This is a genomic window from Pseudomonas sp. F8002 (assembly GCF_013385495.1).
In the GTDB taxonomy this organism is placed as follows: Bacteria; Pseudomonadota; Gammaproteobacteria; order Pseudomonadales; family Pseudomonadaceae; genus Aquipseudomonas.
The window spans coordinates 14,214-29,873 of record NZ_JACAPW010000017.1 but is presented as its reverse complement, the minus strand read 5'-3'; the positions used below and the strand labels follow the sequence as shown (position 1 = coordinate 29,873).

The 15,660-nt window shown below is 61.2% G+C and carries 16 protein-coding genes; 7 read left to right on the top strand and 9 right to left on the bottom strand.

Going from position 1 to position 15,660, the window contains the following annotated elements:
- The first annotated feature begins 16 nt into the window (after window positions 1-16).
- A complete protein-coding gene (gene fecA, locus HX811_RS14685) occupies window positions 17-2,362 on the top strand; it encodes a TonB-dependent Fe(3+) dicitrate receptor FecA (protein ID WP_102605177.1) in 2,346 nt (781 codons plus the stop codon).
- On the opposite strand, the gene HX811_RS14680 is transcribed toward fecA, so the two are convergent.
- Complete coding sequence (locus tag HX811_RS14680; protein WP_177046366.1) at window positions 2,363-3,235, bottom strand: LysR family transcriptional regulator; 873 nt, start codon at window positions 3,233-3,235, stop codon at window positions 2,363-2,365. It lies immediately after the preceding gene.
- A gap of 104 nt (window positions 3,236-3,339) precedes the next feature.
- Between HX811_RS14680 and HX811_RS14675 the strand changes: the two genes are divergently transcribed.
- On the top strand, window positions 3,340-4,848 hold the full coding sequence (locus tag HX811_RS14675) for an MFS transporter (protein WP_177046364.1): 1,509 nt from the start codon (window positions 3,340-3,342) through the stop codon (window positions 4,846-4,848).
- Window positions 4,849-4,920: 72 nt separating this feature from the next.
- Here HX811_RS14675 and HX811_RS14670 read toward each other — a convergent pair whose 3' ends face one another.
- On the bottom strand, window positions 4,921-5,331 hold the full coding sequence (locus HX811_RS14670) for an HPF/RaiA family ribosome-associated protein (RefSeq protein WP_003212772.1): 411 nt from the start codon (window positions 5,329-5,331) through the stop codon (window positions 4,921-4,923).
- Window positions 5,332-5,542: 211 nt separating this feature from the next.
- Complete coding sequence (locus HX811_RS14665; protein ID WP_003212775.1) at window positions 5,543-6,490, bottom strand: LysR substrate-binding domain-containing protein; 948 nt, start codon at window positions 6,488-6,490, stop codon at window positions 5,543-5,545.
- Between the two features lie 137 nt (window positions 6,491-6,627).
- On the opposite strand from HX811_RS14665, the gene HX811_RS14660 reads away from it, so the two are divergent.
- The 3 genes from HX811_RS14660 to HX811_RS14650 all read left to right on the top strand — a co-directional run bounded on the left by HX811_RS14660 (window position 6,628) and on the right by HX811_RS14650 (window position 9,978).
- A complete protein-coding gene (locus tag HX811_RS14660) occupies window positions 6,628-8,004 on the top strand; it encodes an L-serine ammonia-lyase (protein WP_177008189.1) in 1,377 nt (458 codons plus the stop codon).
- Between the two features lie 60 nt (window positions 8,005-8,064).
- Complete coding sequence (locus tag HX811_RS14655) at window positions 8,065-9,360, top strand: serine/threonine transporter (RefSeq protein WP_177046362.1); 1,296 nt, start codon at window positions 8,065-8,067, stop codon at window positions 9,358-9,360.
- A 300-nt stretch (window positions 9,361-9,660) separates the two neighbouring features.
- A complete protein-coding gene (locus tag HX811_RS14650; RefSeq protein ID WP_003212781.1) occupies window positions 9,661-9,978 on the top strand; it encodes a DUF3509 domain-containing protein in 318 nt (105 codons plus the stop codon).
- Here the strand turns inward: HX811_RS14650 and HX811_RS14645 are convergent.
- The 4 genes from HX811_RS14645 to HX811_RS14630 all read right to left on the bottom strand — a co-directional run bounded on the left by HX811_RS14645 (window position 9,975) and on the right by HX811_RS14630 (window position 11,517).
- A complete protein-coding gene (locus HX811_RS14645) occupies window positions 9,975-10,463 on the bottom strand; it encodes a phosphate-starvation-inducible protein PsiE (protein ID WP_003212783.1) in 489 nt (162 codons plus the stop codon). The two genes, HX811_RS14650 and HX811_RS14645, sit on opposite strands and share 4 nt — an antisense overlap.
- 172 nt (window positions 10,464-10,635) lie before the next feature.
- Window positions 10,636-10,905, bottom strand: coding sequence for a type II toxin-antitoxin system RelE/ParE family toxin (locus HX811_RS14640; protein WP_177046360.1), 270 nt, complete (start codon window positions 10,903-10,905; stop codon window positions 10,636-10,638).
- On the bottom strand, window positions 10,895-11,086 hold the full coding sequence (locus tag HX811_RS14635; protein ID WP_177046358.1) for an antitoxin: 192 nt from the start codon (window positions 11,084-11,086) through the stop codon (window positions 10,895-10,897). Before HX811_RS14635 ends, HX811_RS14640 begins: the two co-directional genes overlap by 11 nt.
- Before the next feature lie 173 nt (window positions 11,087-11,259).
- Window positions 11,260-11,517 carry a DUF6124 family protein gene (locus tag HX811_RS14630; protein ID WP_177046356.1) on the bottom strand — a complete coding sequence of 86 codons (258 nt, stop codon included), beginning with the start codon at window positions 11,515-11,517 and terminating at the stop codon, window positions 11,260-11,262.
- Window positions 11,518-11,822: 305 nt separating this feature from the next.
- Between HX811_RS14630 and HX811_RS14625 the strand changes: the two genes are divergently transcribed.
- Window positions 11,823-12,083: a YebG family protein gene (locus HX811_RS14625; RefSeq protein ID WP_003212789.1), complete on the top strand. Its 261-nt coding sequence runs from the start codon at window positions 11,823-11,825 to the stop codon at window positions 12,081-12,083.
- A gap of 207 nt (window positions 12,084-12,290) precedes the next feature.
- On the opposite strand, the gene HX811_RS14620 is transcribed toward HX811_RS14625, so the two are convergent.
- On the bottom strand, window positions 12,291-13,016 hold the full coding sequence (locus HX811_RS14620) for a dienelactone hydrolase family protein (protein WP_023659147.1): 726 nt from the start codon (window positions 13,014-13,016) through the stop codon (window positions 12,291-12,293).
- Between the two features lie 217 nt (window positions 13,017-13,233).
- Between HX811_RS14620 and HX811_RS14615 the strand changes: the two genes are divergently transcribed.
- Window positions 13,234-14,541: an acetamidase/formamidase family protein gene (locus HX811_RS14615; protein ID WP_177046354.1), complete on the top strand. Its 1,308-nt coding sequence runs from the start codon at window positions 13,234-13,236 to the stop codon at window positions 14,539-14,541.
- 6 nt (window positions 14,542-14,547) lie between these two features.
- Here the strand turns inward: HX811_RS14615 and HX811_RS14610 are convergent, their stop codons facing one another.
- The gene (locus HX811_RS14610) at window positions 14,548-15,567 is read right to left on the bottom strand and encodes a Glu/Leu/Phe/Val dehydrogenase dimerization domain-containing protein (RefSeq protein ID WP_010176963.1); all 1,020 of its coding nucleotides are present in this window, start codon (window positions 15,565-15,567) and stop codon (window positions 14,548-14,550) included.
- Window positions 15,568-15,660: the final 93 nt, after the last annotated feature.

Sequence of the window (15,660 nt, the reverse complement as noted above, 5' to 3'; positions counted from 1 at the left end):
CTCAGGACCGCACTTCATGCCCCAGCAACCGACTCGCCTGACGCCACTCGCCCGCACCCTGCGCCACTTGTTGCTGGGGGCCAGCCTCAGTTTCAGCACCGTTCCCTACGTAATGGCGGCCGACGCCAAGCCCTACCGCATCGCCCCTACGTCACTGGAAGCGGCGCTGAATCAATTTGGCCGGGAAGCCGGCGTGCTGATTTCATTTGGCTCGGACGTGACCGCCGGCGTGCAAAGCCACGGCCTGTCGGGCAACTACACCGCTGAAGAAGGCTTGAATGCGTTGCTCAAAGGCACCGGCCTGCAAGCCCGTGCCGAGGGCAACAACGCCTTCAGCCTGCAACCGGCGAATGCTCCGGCCACCCTCGAATTGGGCACCTCCAACGTGGTCGGCGACTGGCTGGGGGACGCGGCGCAAACCAACGTCTTCGAGCACCCGGGCGCCCGGGACGTGATCCGCCGCGAAGAATTCGAACGCCAGGGCGCCACCCAGGCCCGCGACGTGCTCAACCGCATTCCCGGGGTCAACGCCCCGGAAAACAACGGCACCGGCAGCCACGACATGGCGCTGAACTTCGGCATTCGCGGGCTCAACCCACGCCTGGCCTCGCGCTCCACGGTCTTGATGGACGGCATCCCGGTGCCGTTCGCGCCGTATGGCCAGCCGCAGTTGTCGTTCGCGCCCATCAGCATGGGCAACATGGATGCCGTGGACGTGGTACGCGGCGGCGGCGCAGTGCGTTATGGCCCGCAGAACGTCGGCGGCATCGTCAACTTCGTCACGCGCGCGATTCCCGATGCGCCAACGGTGAAAGGCGGCCTGCAAACCGAAACCAGCCCGTCTTCCAGCCACGATGGCTTCAAGACCACCGGCAACCTGCTGGCCGGCGGCACGGCGGACAACGGCCTGGGCGGCGCGATCCTGTATTCCGGCACCCGTGGTGGTGATTGGCGCGAAAACAGCGACACCCGCATCGACGACCTGATCCTCAAGGGCAAATACCAGCTGGACGACGCCAACAGCTTCAACGCCATGGCGCAGTACTACGAAGGCAAAGCCGATATGCCCGGTGGTTTGAGCACTGCGGCCTACAAGGCCGACCCGTATCAGTCCACCCGTCCCTACGACCAGTTCTGGGGCCGGCGTACCATGTTCAACGCGGGCTATCGCTACCAGGAAGATCGCCGGGAATTCACGGTCAACAGCTTCTTCACCACCACCCTGCGCAGCGGTTACCTGGACCAGGGCAACTTCCTCTCCCTGTCGCCCCGCGAGTATTGGGTACGCGGCCTGGAAACCCGTTTCGCCCAAGGCTTCGACCTCGGCCCAACCAGCCACGAAGTCGGCGTGGGCTACCGCTACATCAACGAGGCCGGCCACGAACTGCGCTACCGCACGCCGATTTCCGCCAATCAGCAACTGCCGACCACCGACAGCCGCAACGACCGCGACACCCGGGGCAGCACCGAAGCCAATGCGTTCTTCGTCGACGACCGGATTGATATCGGCAAATGGACCATCACCCCGGGCATCCGCTACGAGATGATCGAGTCCCAGCAGACCAACAACCTCAGCAACGTCAAATACAAAGGCGACTACAACACCGCCCTGCCGGCGCTGAACGTGCTCTACCACCTGACCGACGACTGGAACCTCTATGCCAACACCGAAGGGTCGTTCGGCAGCGTGCAGTACAGCCAGATGCCCAACCGCGTGACCAGTGGCGAAGTGAAGCCGGAAAAAGCCCGCACCTGGGAACTCGGCACACGCTATGACAATGGCACCTTGCGCGCCGAGATCGGCGCGTTCCTGATCAACTTCGACAACCAGTACGACAGCAACCAGACCAACGACACCGTGATCGCCCGCGGCGAAACCCGCCATCAGGGCATCGAGTCCAGCATCAACTACGCCCTCGACGGCTTGAGCCCGGCGCTCGCCGGTTTTGATGTGTACGCCACCTACGCCTACGTCGACGCCACCATCCGCGAAGACGGCCCGAACAAAGGCAACCGCGTACCCTTCTCCTCCAAGCACAAGGGCACGCTGGGTGTGGGTTACACCGAAGGTCGCTGGAAGTTGAACGTGGACAGCAGCTACCAGAGCAGCCAGTTTGCCGACAACGCCAACACTGAAGCAGAAAGTGCTGATGGCAGCACCGGACGCATTCCTGGCTACATGCTGTTCAGCAGCCGCGCGGCGTACGACTTTGGCCCGCAGCTGTCGGATTTGAACGTGGCGGTGGGTGTGAAAAACATCTTCAACAAGCAGTACTACACCCGCTCGTTTGACGATAACAACAAGGGCAAATACGTCGGCGAGCCGCGCACGCTGTATGTGCAGACGTCCATCGCGTTCTGATCAACTGCCCGCCAGGCACGAAGGTGTGCCGGCCACCAACGCGTCGATGGCGCATCGGGTCTTGGCCGGCATGTGCGTCGCCGTGGGCCAGATGACATGGATCGGCATCGGTTGCTCGCGGTGGCCCGGCAGCACCGCCTGCAATTGCCCGCGCAACACGTAGTGGGCGATCAGCCAACTGGGCAACCAGGCCAGGCCGACCCCGGCGATGGCGGCATCGGCCACGGCCTGCAGGTCATCGAGGATCAACGGCGAGGCGACTCGCTCGCGGTGCGGGGCATTGCTGCGATAGGCAATGCCCCGGTGCCCGGCCAGGTCGTCGATGGAGTCAATCCGAGGTGTGCGCTGCAAGTACGCGGGTGACGCCGCCAGGGCAATCGCCTGTTCCCCCAGGCGGCGGGCGCTCAGACGGTCGGTGTCAGGCAGCGCGCCAATGCGTACCGCCAGATCGAAGCCTTCCTGGGCCAGGTCGATCAGTCGGTCGGAAAAGGAAATTTCAATCTCCATTTGCGGAAAACGGTCCATCAGCCCCCACAACGCAGGCGCCGCATAGTGGTGGCCGAATGCCAAAGGCAAGCTGGCCCTTAACCGTCCACGTGGCTGCTGACGGCCACTTTCCAGCACGGATTCGGCGGCTTCCAGTTCCGCCAGCGCACGCAGGCAATGCTCGTAATAGGCCTGCCCGTCCTCGGTCAAACGCTGACGCCGGGTGGAGCGTTGCAACAGCGACGTCCCCAACCGCGCCTCCAGCCGCGCCAGGCCTTTGCCCACCGCCGAGCGCGTGAGGTTCAGCCGTTCGGCGGCCTCCGTCAGATTGCCGCTCTCGACGATCTGCAAAAACAGTTCAACACCATCAAAACGCGGAGTGGCCATGATCGTTTGTCGCCCTATATTCCCTTATCACAGGAAGAAGTATCGCTAATAAAGAATCAGATTCCCGTGAAAATGACATCTTCCCCCATCGAAAGGAAGAGGCCATGCCACCCGACGCCGTTGTATCCGCCATCAACTCACCACGTACCGCCCGGGACGGCCTTGCGCTCACCGCCGTGTGCCTGGTGGCGCTGATGTTCGGGCTGGAGATTTCCAGCGTGCCGGTCATCCTGCCCACCCTTGAGCAGCAACTGGGCACCGGCTTCCAGGACGCCCAATGGATCATGAACGCCTACACCCTGGCCTGCACCAGCGTGCTGATGGCCGCCGGCACATTGGCCGATCGTTTTGGCCGCCGACGCATGCTGGTGCTGTGCCTGTGGGCATTCGGGCTGGCTTCGCTGGCCTGTGGGCTGGCGAACGATGCGTCCACGCTGATCGCGGCGCGTTTTGTCCAGGGCGTGGGAGGCGGGGCGATGATGATCTGCCAGTTCGCGATCCTGTCGCACCAGTTCCGCGAGCCGGCGGCCCGGGCCCGGGCCTTTGCGGTGTGGGGCGTGATCGCCGGGGTGGGCCTGGGTTTCGGGCCGATGGTGGGGGCATTGATCCTGGCGGTGGCGGATTGGCGCTGGGTGTTCCTGGTGCATGTGCCGTTGACCTTGTTCACCCTAGTGTTGCTGCGCATCAGCGTGCAGGAATCCCGTGACCCGGCGGCCCATCGCCTCGATATAGCCGGTATGGCCACCCTCACCCTGGCAGTGTTCGCCCTGGTCTATTTCATCACCCAGGGCACCGAGAGCGGCTTTGCCACCCCGGCCATGCTCGGTTGGGCCGGGTTGTCGGTGGGCAGCCTGTTGTTGTTCGTGGTTGTCGAGCGGCGCAGCCCGCATCCGATGTTCGACTTCTCGGTGTTTCGCATCCCGCGCTTCAACGGCGCACTGATGGGCTCGATCGGCATGAACTTCAGCTTCTGGCCCTTCATGATCTACCTGCCGCTGTATTTCCAGGCCGGCCTGGGCTACGACACCATGCTCACCGGGCTCGCCCTGCTCGCCTATACCCTGCCCACGTTGGTGGTGCCGCCGCTGGCTGAACGCCTGGCCCTGCGCTATGGCGCCGAACGCATCATTCCATTGGGCCTGGGCCTGATGGGCGTGGGGTTTGTGACAATGGCGGCGATCAATCATAGCGGCCAGCCCAGTGTGGTATGGGTCCTGATCGCCTGTGGGATTGCCGGCAGCGGCTTGGCGTTTACCAACTCGCCCACCACCAACACCACCACCGGATCAGTTTCATCCGACCGCGCGGGCATGGCCTCGGGCATCGACTTCAGTGCACGGCTGATCACCCTGGCGCTGAATATCGCGTTGATGGGGTTGGTGTTGATACTCGGGATCGCTCATTACCTGGCTGGCGTATTGCCCGACACCGCGCAACTGGCCACCCTCAGTCAGGACATCGCCGCCGGCAAGCTGGACGTGTTGCCGCAGGGCCCACTGATCGCCCAGGCCGCGCTGCGCAACGGTGCGGGATGGGCCATGTTGTATGCCGGCGTTGGAGCGTGCGCACTGGCGGCCTTGAGCGCCTGTTTTTTCCGGCGCAGCCCGCGCTGACCTTTTGCGCATAAAAAAACGGGCCTGCATCTGCAGGCCCGTTTTCAGTGGGGTTGAAAAAAGTATCAGCTATCAGCCGTTAAGCGCAGCCTGTTCGTTTTCCAGGAATTCCTCTTCTAGCTCGGCCTCGTCGGCCTTGGTATTGGGCAGGCTTTGACCCGCGGCGCGTGGTTTGCCGCGCAGTTTGCCGTACAGATGCTCCAGGGCATGCTCCAGCTTGGTCGCTGCGCCATCGATCGCCTGTTCCAGCGTATCGGCTTTATGGAGGACCGAAAGCGGTTGATGGCCTTTTGGCCGTGCTTCCAGTCGGCAACTCAGATCGTGTGGGCCGGGCTTGTCACCGTTCTCGTCCCGCAGGTAAACCTCGACGCGGGTCAGATCTTCTTCGTAACGTTCGAGCGTGCTCTCAATGGTGGTACGTACCCACTCCTCCAGTCGGATGCTGCTTTCAATATGGTTATCGCTATTGACTTGGATTTGCATAGTTTTCCCTTATTTCAGCTAGCTCGCCGAAGGCCATTCCTGCTTCACCGGATGGGTGAAAACCATGACCTCCTGATTACACAATTGAGCAGACAGAGGAACATTTCAACCCCTTTGCAAAGATAAATCCCACATTACAAATTAACCCTGACTACAACCAAAAACGCTGTTAGGGTGGGGAGTTGGTTACATCTTCTTACCGCCAACTTCCTTACAATTGCCCCTCTCCCAACGGGTGCAATCCGCGAAAAATCTCCGCTTCCTCCACCAGCCAGTCATGCACCGCCCGCACGCCCGGATGGCTCAACGCACCCGGCGCGTACAGCAGCACATAGCGTTTGTGGTTGGGAACGGCGAGGCCGAATGGCACGATCAAGGTGCCGCGTTCCAGTTCGTCATTGAGCAAGGTTCGCCGGGCAATCGCCACGCCCATGCCGGCAATCGCCGCCTCGATGGTCAGGTGGTTGCGGTTGAAGGTATGCCCGCGCCGTACGTCGGCGGCGTCATAGCCGATGGCGTTCAGGTAGAACTCCCACTCTGCATACTCATAACTCCCACGCCAGGCAGTGATGTCGTGCAGCAGCGGGAAATGCACCAGGTCAGCGGGGCCATGCAGTGGCGGTCGCCCCCGCAGCAGGCTCGGTGCGCACACCGGGAAAATCTGCTCGTCCAGCAAGGCTGTGGACAACAAGCCGGGATAGCTGCCGTCGTTAAGGTCGATGGCCAGGTCGAAGTCGCCCTCGTGCAGGGCGACGCTGCTGTCTTCGGCAACCATGCGCAGCTGGATATCCGGGAAGCGCTGCTGCAAACGCGGCAAACGCGGGGTCAGCCATTTGCCGAGAAACGACGGGATCGAACGCAGGCGCAAGGTGCCGCTGATCATCCCGGCGTCCAGCCGCTGCAGCTCGGCATCGATGCTGCCATAGGCCTCGCCCACGGTGATCGCCAACCGCTGGCCCTCTGCGCTCAGCTCAACCCCGCGTGCGCGCCGATGGAACAGGCGAAAGCCCAGGCGCTCCTCCAACTGACGGATTTGCTGGCTGACCGCGCCCGGGGTGATGTGCAGTTCCTCGGCGCAGCGGGTGAACGACAAATGCCGTGCCGCGCAGGAAAAAACGTGCAACCAGACGTAGGTCTGGCCATGAAGCGGGCGAGCCATAGGGTTTAGTCCTGCTAAAGGGTGTCTTAGGATAATTCGTTGGTCAGTGCCGATCCAGAGGCTCAGTATCGCGCCAATTCCGCTTGTCCTACAAAACATGGCAGCGATTCCTACTCCATTGCTTGTAAGGGTTTAGCATGGCTATCAGTGTTTTCGATCTATTCAAAGTGGGCATTGGTCCTTCCAGCTCCCATACCGTCGGCCCGATGCGGGCCGCGGCGACCTTCGTCCAAGCGCTTATCGACCAGCAATTGCTCGACGAAACCCGTCGCGTAGAGGTGCGTTTGTACGGCTCGCTGTCCGCCACCGGTGTCGGCCACGCCACCGACCGCGCCTGTGTGATGGGCCTGATGGGCGAATGGCCAGACAGCATCGACCCCACCAGTATCGGCCCACGCATCCAGCAACTGCGCGAGTCAGGCCAATTGCTGCTCGGCGGCCGCACGTCGATTGCCTTCAACTGGCAACACGACCTCCTGCTGCTGGACGAAAGCCTGCCCTACCACCCCAACGCCATGTCCCTGCATGCCTACGGCGAAAACGGCCTGTTGAGCGAGCAAACGTACTACTCGGTGGGCGGCGGTTTCATCATCGAAGCGGCAGAAGCCGAGTCCGGTATCGCGCCTACCAGCGAAGTGCAATTGCCCTACGACTTTTCGAGCGCCGTCGAACTGCTGGCCTTGTGCAACAAGCACGGCCTGCGGGTTTCCGAGCTGATGATGGCCAACGAGCGGGCCTGGCGCAGCGATGCCGAGATCCGCAGCGGCCTGCTGCATATCTGGTCGGTGATGCGTGAATGCGTCGAACAAGGCCTGCGCCACGAAGGCATCCTACCCGGCGGTCTGGATGTGCCACGGCGCGCGGCGAAACTGCACCGCAGCCTGCTGGAAATCGGCAAACCCAACGTCATCACCTCGACCTTGTCGGCCATGGAATGGGTCAACCTGTTCGCCCTCGCCGTCAACGAAGAAAACGCCGCCGGCGGGCGCATGGTCACCGCGCCGACCAATGGCGCGGCGGGAATCATCCCGGCGGTGCTGCACTACTACATGAAGTTCAACCCGGACGCGTCCGACGATGACGTGGTGAATTTCTTCCTGGCTGCCGCCGCCGTCGGCATCCTCTGCAAGAAAAACGCCTCGATCTCCGGCGCCGAAGTCGGCTGCCAGGGCGAAGTCGGTTCCGCCTGCGCCATGGCCGCTGCCGGCCTTGCAGACGTGCTCGGCGCATCCCCGGAGCAACTGGAAAACGCCGCCGAAATCGGCCTGGAACATAACCTGGGGTTGACCTGCGACCCGGTTGGCGGGTTGGTCCAGGTGCCGTGCATCGAGCGCAACGCCATCGCCGCGGTCAAGGCGATCAACGCCACGCAAATGGCCCTGCGCGGCGACGGCAAACACTTCATCTCCCTGGACCGGGTGATCCGCACCATGCGCGACACCGGCGCCGACATGCACGACAAATACAAAGAAACTTCACGGGGCGGCCTGGCCGTCAGCTGGGTGGAGTGCTGAGGAGCATTCCCTGATCGCCCCAACGTGAGCCCGCGCAAAAATAATAACGAGGCAATAACGATGACCGATGTACGTACACCTGCTGCCGAAAATCCCGCTGTAGACCTGACGCCGACCACCGTTACACAAGGCTGGAACAAACACGACACCACCTGGATGCTCGGCCTCTACGGCACCGCCATCGGTGCCGGCACCTTGTTCCTGCCGATCAACGCTGGCGTGGGCGGCTTCTGGCCGTTGATCGTGCTGGCGCTGCTGGCCTTCCCGATGACCTTCTTCGCCCACCGTGGGCTGACGCGCTTTGTGTTGTCGGGCAAATCCGGCGACATCACCGAAGTGGTGGAAGAACACTTCGGCATCGGCGCCGGCAAGCTGATCACCCTGCTGTACTTCTTCGCGATCTTCCCGATTTTGCTGGTGTACAGCGTGGCGCTGACCAACACCCTGACCAGCTTTATGGAACACCAACTGCACCTGGCTGCACCGCCCCGGGCAATCCTGTCGCTGGTGCTGATCCTCGGCCTGATGGCCATCGTTCGCTGCGGCCAGGGCGTGATCGTCAAGGCCATGAGCGTGCTGGTGTACCCCTTCGTCGCCGCCCTGCTGCTATTGGCGGTGAGCCTGATCCCCAACTGGAACGGTGCATTCTTCGCCTCCGCCAGCGAAGGCATGCCCCTGCCGGCCTTCTTCAAGACCTTGTGGCTGGCGATCCCGGTGATGGTGTTTTCCTTCAACCACTCGCCGATCATCTCCGCCTTCGCCGTCGACCAGAAACGCGTGTACGGCCCGCAGGCCGAGCGCAAAAGCAGCGGCATCCTGGCCATGGCCCACAGCATGATGGTGCTGACGGTGATGTTCTTCTGCTTCAGCTGCGTGCTGGCCCTGTCGCCGGCTGACCTCGCCGCCGCCAAGGCGCAGAACATCTCGATCCTGTCGTACCTGGCGAACCACTTCCAGACCCCGGTCATCGCCTACGCCGCACCGTTGATCGCGCTGGTGGCGATCACCAAATCCTTCCTGGGCCACTACATCGGCGCCAGCGAAGGCTTCCAGGGCCTGATCGTCAAATCCCTGCGCGGGCGCAACCGCAGCATGTCGGCCAAGTGGCTGGAGCGCTGCACCGCGCTGTTCATGGTGCTCACCTGCTGGGCCGTGGCCACCTTCAACCCGAGCATCCTCGGCATGATCGAAACCATGGGCGGGCCGATCATCGCCTGCCTGTTGTTCCTGATGCCGATGTACGCCATCCGCCGAGTGCCATCCCTGCGCAAGTACTCGGGCCAGGCGTCCAACGTGTTTGTGGTGTTGATCGGTTTGATTGCGCTGTCTGCGATCGTTTTTTCGGTCATGCCCTGAAACGGATCACCGAACTCAAAAACACCACCCACCCACTGTGGGAGCGGGCTTGCTCGCGAAAGCGGTCGTTCAGCCGAGTAATCATTGGCTGACACACCGCATTCGCGAGCAAGCCCGCTCCCACAGGGGAAATTTGATGGCAGGCAGATTGCTGTACGGCACGCCCCTTGCTGTACAGCTACTGAGGAAAACGGACCTTGTGAAAACCTCAGCGAGCGAATGGCCGGTGGTCAGGAAACGCGAACTAATCCCGACACCGGTCGTCAATGACTGCATGTTCTTATCAGGCGGTAACGCACCATGGACAACCCTTTTCAGATCATCACCGACACCTTCGCCCCGAAATACCGGGTCAATTTAAGCATCCAGCGGCTGGACGGCAGCATCATGCTGACCCTGTCCGATGAAGACGGCGTCGTGGCCAAACGCATGATCAGCGCCGAACAACGCAACGACCCCCAGCGCCTGAAACGGCTGGTGCAGAGTGTGCAATTCGGGATTGCGATCGAGCAGGGGCATAGCGCGATGGAGATATTGGCGGTGATGACCGATGGGGACAGCCACCAGGTACTGCAGCGGCCGCCGGTCAGCAGGCCGCCGCTCAACGCAGGGTTCTAGAGCTCGCCCTTCTCTGTTTCAAGGCTCGCTTCGCCCTTGCGGCGCGGGCCTTCGACCTTCACCGACGGAAACGCCGACGACGCATACCGCACTACCAGAATCGCGAACGCCAGCAGCAGAATCCCACCGCACAGGTAGATGATGCCGATGTCGGGCGGGTTGTGGTGGGACACGTTGGAAATCAGCAGACGGGTCAGCGCCGTGATCGCCACGTAGATCAGGAAACGCACCGGCATGTGGTTGGTCTTGAAATAAATCCCGACCATCGCCCCCAGTTCCAGGTAGATGAACAGCAGCAAGATGTCATCGATCTTGATGTGCCCCGTCTCCAGCATCCCCAGAAATTCCATCACCGCGGCATAGGCGGTCACCGCACCAATGGCGAACAGTGCCAGGTAGTGGAAGGTCTCGACGAACAGATTTCCCAAGGACTCGGCCAGTTGGTGCACGGTCTTGCGCAGGTTTTCAGCCCAGTTGATTTTCACGATGATGCTTCCTTAGGTCGGCTCGACCGGATAATGCGGGTTGGACGTGACGGTTTCTCTGCATGCAGAAAAAAGGCCAGGGAACAGGAAGTGAGAGGGTGGCGGGGTGATATGAGGCACGTGTGAAGGGCGAGGAGAACAAAAAACACTCCTCATCCCAACCATCAACTGCTCAAGGGTGTTGCTGTCGCGCGTGTAAAACCGCCAGTACCCGAACAGAGTCGGTGACTTGGTAAACCACCAGGTAATTGGGATGCACGACCATTTCTCGTGTGCCGCCAACACGGCCTGTTCGGTAAAGATGAGGTCTGCGGGAGAGGGCCAATACTGAGGCTTCTATTGCTCGGTTCAGCTCAAGAGCAGCATTGGGATTGCGATCGCTGATGTAATCAAGAATTTTCCAGAGTTGCGCCCGCGCAGCGGGTGCCCATTCAATCAGCATCGCCTTTCTTGCGTTTGGATTCGATCAGCGCCTGCATTTCGGCCATCACCTGATCGTGAGGGATGCCGGGACTAGGGTCATCCAAAGCGGCTTGCACCTTGGCACGAAACCAGCGGTCGTAGCTGGCAGCTTGCTCCTCGTTTTCGGTCAGGGGAGTTCGAGGGAAAAAGGAAGTACTCATAGGGGCCTCCGTTGTCGATGAAAAAGGAGTCTAGTCGCTAGACTTTTCACTGTCGTGGCTCAAGCGATGAAGTGAGTAACAGAAAAAGTCGCCGTTTGGACTCAACCACTGAAAAGAACAGGCCTCGCACGAGCGTACTTAGCCTGCCTCCTCCACTTATTTGGAATACCGGTTCAGGTTGGCGCGACCTGATCCAACGCTTGATCGACCAATAACCCACTCATTTCGAGCAGTTGATGGATCGCCAGAAGCAAACTTCGCTGTGGGCCCTCAAGCTCGAAGGCCAGGCTACAGGCCATTTCTCGTGCACTGCTCAACGTTTCGCTGGCGTTGGCGAGTAATGTTTCAGTGTCAGTATTTGGGGTCACAGCGAAAAGCGCGGTAAGAGGCTTTATAGGCGATTCAGTAAAACAGGCAGTCATTTTTACCATGGTGCATTCCTTGGATTTACAAGATGTTTGCTCCTTGAATTCGAGCCGCCAAACTCGTGTACCGCATAATCGAAGCCCGGAGAAGGTAAGCCACTGAATGACGCTCCTGCAACCCCACCAACCTGTGAGAAGTTTCCGATAGGGCAAACCAGCATTTGCCAGCTACATTGAAAAGCCACTACCCAAAGCCCATGGATTGGCTTATGCTTTTAGCTGTATATAAATACAGTAGTCGCAAAAACGCATGGCGACACTCGAACCAAGGGCAACTCCCTTCAATACTGCACCGATGACGAGGCCGAAAAATGGCTGTTGAAACCCTGTATCGCAGTACCCGTGACCTGGAGACTACATTCGTGGATCGCAAACTTGCCGACGCACACGACCAGATGCTTGAACTGGCAGAGTCCCTGATGGAAGTGCTGTTGAAAAACGTCGAAGGCTTGAGCGAGAAGCAGGCAGAAGATGCCGGTATTTTCATGGCCAAGAACCGCGCGGCGTTTGCGGCGGCGTTCAAGAACAATGCGAGTGCATTGGCGGAGATTGGGCAGCCAGCGGCTGAGTGATGCATTGCCTGTAGTGGCGAAAGGGCTTGCTGTGGCGGAGGGGGCTTGCTGTGGCGAGGGAGCTTGCTCCCGCTGGAGTGCGCAGCGCTCCCAAGCTTTTGGGTCTGCTGCGCAGCCCAGCGGGAGCAAGCTCCCTCGCCACAGCAAGCTCCCTCACCACAACAAGCTCCCTCGCCACAGGTTATGCGTTGATGCCTTTCACATGTGTCATGCCTGCCACAAGGTCTTGCCGAAGAACGTCAACGTGCGGTCCCACGCCAGTTGCGACCAGGCGGCATCGTATTGCGTGTCTGCAATCCGACCATCACCAATCGCCGTCTCGTTGGCAAACGCATGGCGCGCCAGGTAGCGATGGAAAGTCGCGTCCACACCCGCAGCATGCAGTTTTGCCTCCAGCTCCGCCACGGTGTCGATATTGAAGAAGGCATCCTGCGTGCCCCAATGCCCGATCAGCGGCGCCTTGATCTTCGAAGCATCCAGATACTCCAGCGGCGGGAAGCCGTACCACACCACGCCCGCAGCCACTTCCGGAATCGCGTTCAACGCCAGCAACGTCAACGCCCCGCCCATGCAGTAACCGGTCACACCAACTTTTTTCGAATCCGCCTGCAAGTACTGCACGGCGCCCTTGATGTCCTGGGAAACCGCGTCACCAAAATCCAGCCCATCCATCAGGTGGTGAGCCTCTTCTTCTTCCACGGTCGACGCGCCGCGATAAAGGTCCGGCACCAACACGCGGTAACCGCATTCGGCCAGTCGATTGGCCACGCCCTTGATCTGATCGTTTACGCCCCACCATTCCTGGATCACCACGATCGCCGGCGCGCCTTCGAGTACCGCCGGGCTGGCCAGGTAGCCGTTGACGTCAGCGCCATCCGGGCGTTTGAAGGTAATCATGCGCCCGCTGGAGCGCCCTGCTGTTTGTTTGGACATGCCAACCTCGTTCTGATGGGTTTGAAAAAATAAGCCGATAACAGAGATATCTGTATTTGCACGTGTCCGCCACTGCGGGTGTATCAGAGTGTGTATGGATGCCCCTGAGATACACACGTACCGGCAATCGCGGCAGCGCGACACACGACAGATACACATCGGCGCTTAAGTGATGAAGCCTGTTCAACATTCAATCACCCAGGGCCCGGAAAATAAAATGAATAACCTCCCATCTGTCGACCGTCTCACCGTCACCTCCTACACCAATGGGCTGCTCGGCCCCAGCCAGAAAATGCTCGGCCCGCTGGCCGACGGTGGCACCTTGATCACCGGCACCCCGCCCGGTTGCTGGGGCCCGATGATCACGCCGGCCTTTGAGGGTGGCCATGAAGTGACCCAGCCCGTGTTCATCGCCGGCGCCGAAATCGGCGACGCGGTGGCGCTGAAGATCAAGCGCATGCGCGTCACCTCCCTGGCCACGTCCTCGGGGGTCATGAGTTTCGTCGAAGGTCGCTACCATGGCGACCCGTTCGTCGCGAAGTTCTGCTCCAACTGCGGGCAAGAGCATCCCGCCAGCCACGTCGAAGGCATTGGCGATGACGCCATTCGTTGCGATGCCTGTGGCGCCGAGGTCAGTGCGTTTCGTTTCAGCAATGGTTACGTGATCGTTCTGGATGCCGAGCATCAGGTGAGCCTGACGGTCAACCAGGCCGTGGCGGATCGCCTGGCCGGCAAGGCATCGGACCTGTCGGCGCTGCCCGAATTGTCTGCCCAGCACTCGATCCTGTCCCTGGCCCGCGCCGATATCCCGGGCCTGGCCGCGCATATGCGCCCATTCCTGGGCAACATCGGCACCACGCCTTCACGGGATCTGCCGGATTCCCACAACTGCGGCGACTTCGGCCAGTACCTGGTGGGCGCGCCCCATCGCTACGGCATGACCCATGATGAACTGCACGCCGCGAAAACCGATGGCCACATGGACACCAATTCCGTGCGCGAAGGCTGCATCCTGATCTGCCCGGTGAAGGTCCCCGGCGCCGGGGTGTACATGGGCGATATGCATGCTCAACAGGGCAATGGCGAAATTGCCGGACATGCCACCGATGTGTCGGGGGAAACCGAACTGACGGTGCAGGTGATCAAGGGCCTGAGCCTGGACGGGCCGATCCTGCTGCAAAACATCGATGACCTGCCGCCCATGGCGCGCCCGATGACCGCGGAACAACGCCTGCGAGTGAAGTCACTGGGGGAGCGCTGGGGCCAGGTGGAGATCGAGGAGAACGCGCCCATCACCTTCATCGGCAGTGGGACCAATCTCAACGTCGCGACAGACAACGGACTGGAACGCGCAGCCGCCGTGACCGGGCTGCCGCTCGACGAAGTGCGCAACCGCGCGACCATCAACGGCTCGATTGAAATCAGCCGCCTGCCGGGAACCGTGCGGGTCACGATCCTGTGCCCGATGCACATCCTTGATCGTATGGGCGTGGGCCAACTGGCCCGGGAGAAATATCAGCTTTGACCCGCCTCAGCGGTACAGCAAGCGCTCCGCCAGCTCATCCGCTACCCGCGCGGGTGAGCGTTTTTCAGCCTGGGCATGGGCGAAGATCTCGGTCAGGCGTGTGCCGATGTTCGACAGGTGCGCGGTGATGGTTTCCAGCTCCGCGCCGCCGTGCTTGAGGGCCACGTAGATCAGCCCACCGGAGTTGATCACGTAGTCCGGCGCGTAAAGAATCCCACGGCCTTCCAACTGATCGGCCACTTGCAGGTTGGTCAACTGCGCACTGGCGGAGCCGGCCACCGCTGCGCATCGCAACTGCGCGACCGTGTAGCGGTTGAACACCGCGCCCACACCGCAGGGCGCAAGGATATCGCATGGGGTGCTGAGCAAGGCTTCGTTGGCAATCGGGTGCGCACCCAGTTGTTCCATGGCCAGTTGCACCTTGCCGTGGTCGATGTCGCTCACCAGCAATTCAGCCCCGGCGGCGTGCAGTTGCTCGGCCAGGGCATAACCGACATTGCCCAGGCCCTGGATCGCCACGCGCAGACCTTCCAGGTTATCGCTGCCCAGGCGAGCCATCGCGGTGGTGCGGATGCCGGCGAACACGCCCATCGCCGCGTGGGGCGAGGGATCGCCGGCCGCCGTGGTGCTGGTGACATAGCGGGTCTGCTGGGCGATGCAATCCATGTCCGCCACCGAGGTGCCGCTGTCGATGGCGGTGATGTAGCGGCCATCCAACTGCTCGATGCAGCGGCCGAAGGCTTCAAACAATGCCGCGCGGCTTTCCACATGGGCGGGGCGGATGATCACCGCATTGCCGCCACCCACCGGCAAACCGGCCAGCGCGGCCTTGTAGCTCATGCCCTGGGCCAGGCGCGCGGCATCCGCCACGGCACTTTCATCGTCGGGGTAAGAGAGATAGCGGCAGCCTCCAAGGGCGGGACCCAGGCGGCTGTTGTGGATGGCAATGACCGCCTTCAACCCGGTGGCCGGGTCAACGCTCAGGTGCAGCGATTCAAGGCGGGTGCTGTGCATGAGCGCAAACATCGTCAAGCTCCCGAATCACTTCTGGTAGGCGCCAAGTATAGGACCGCCAGCGAAACCCTGCTGAAGCGCGCAGGAATAAGACCACCGGTTTTA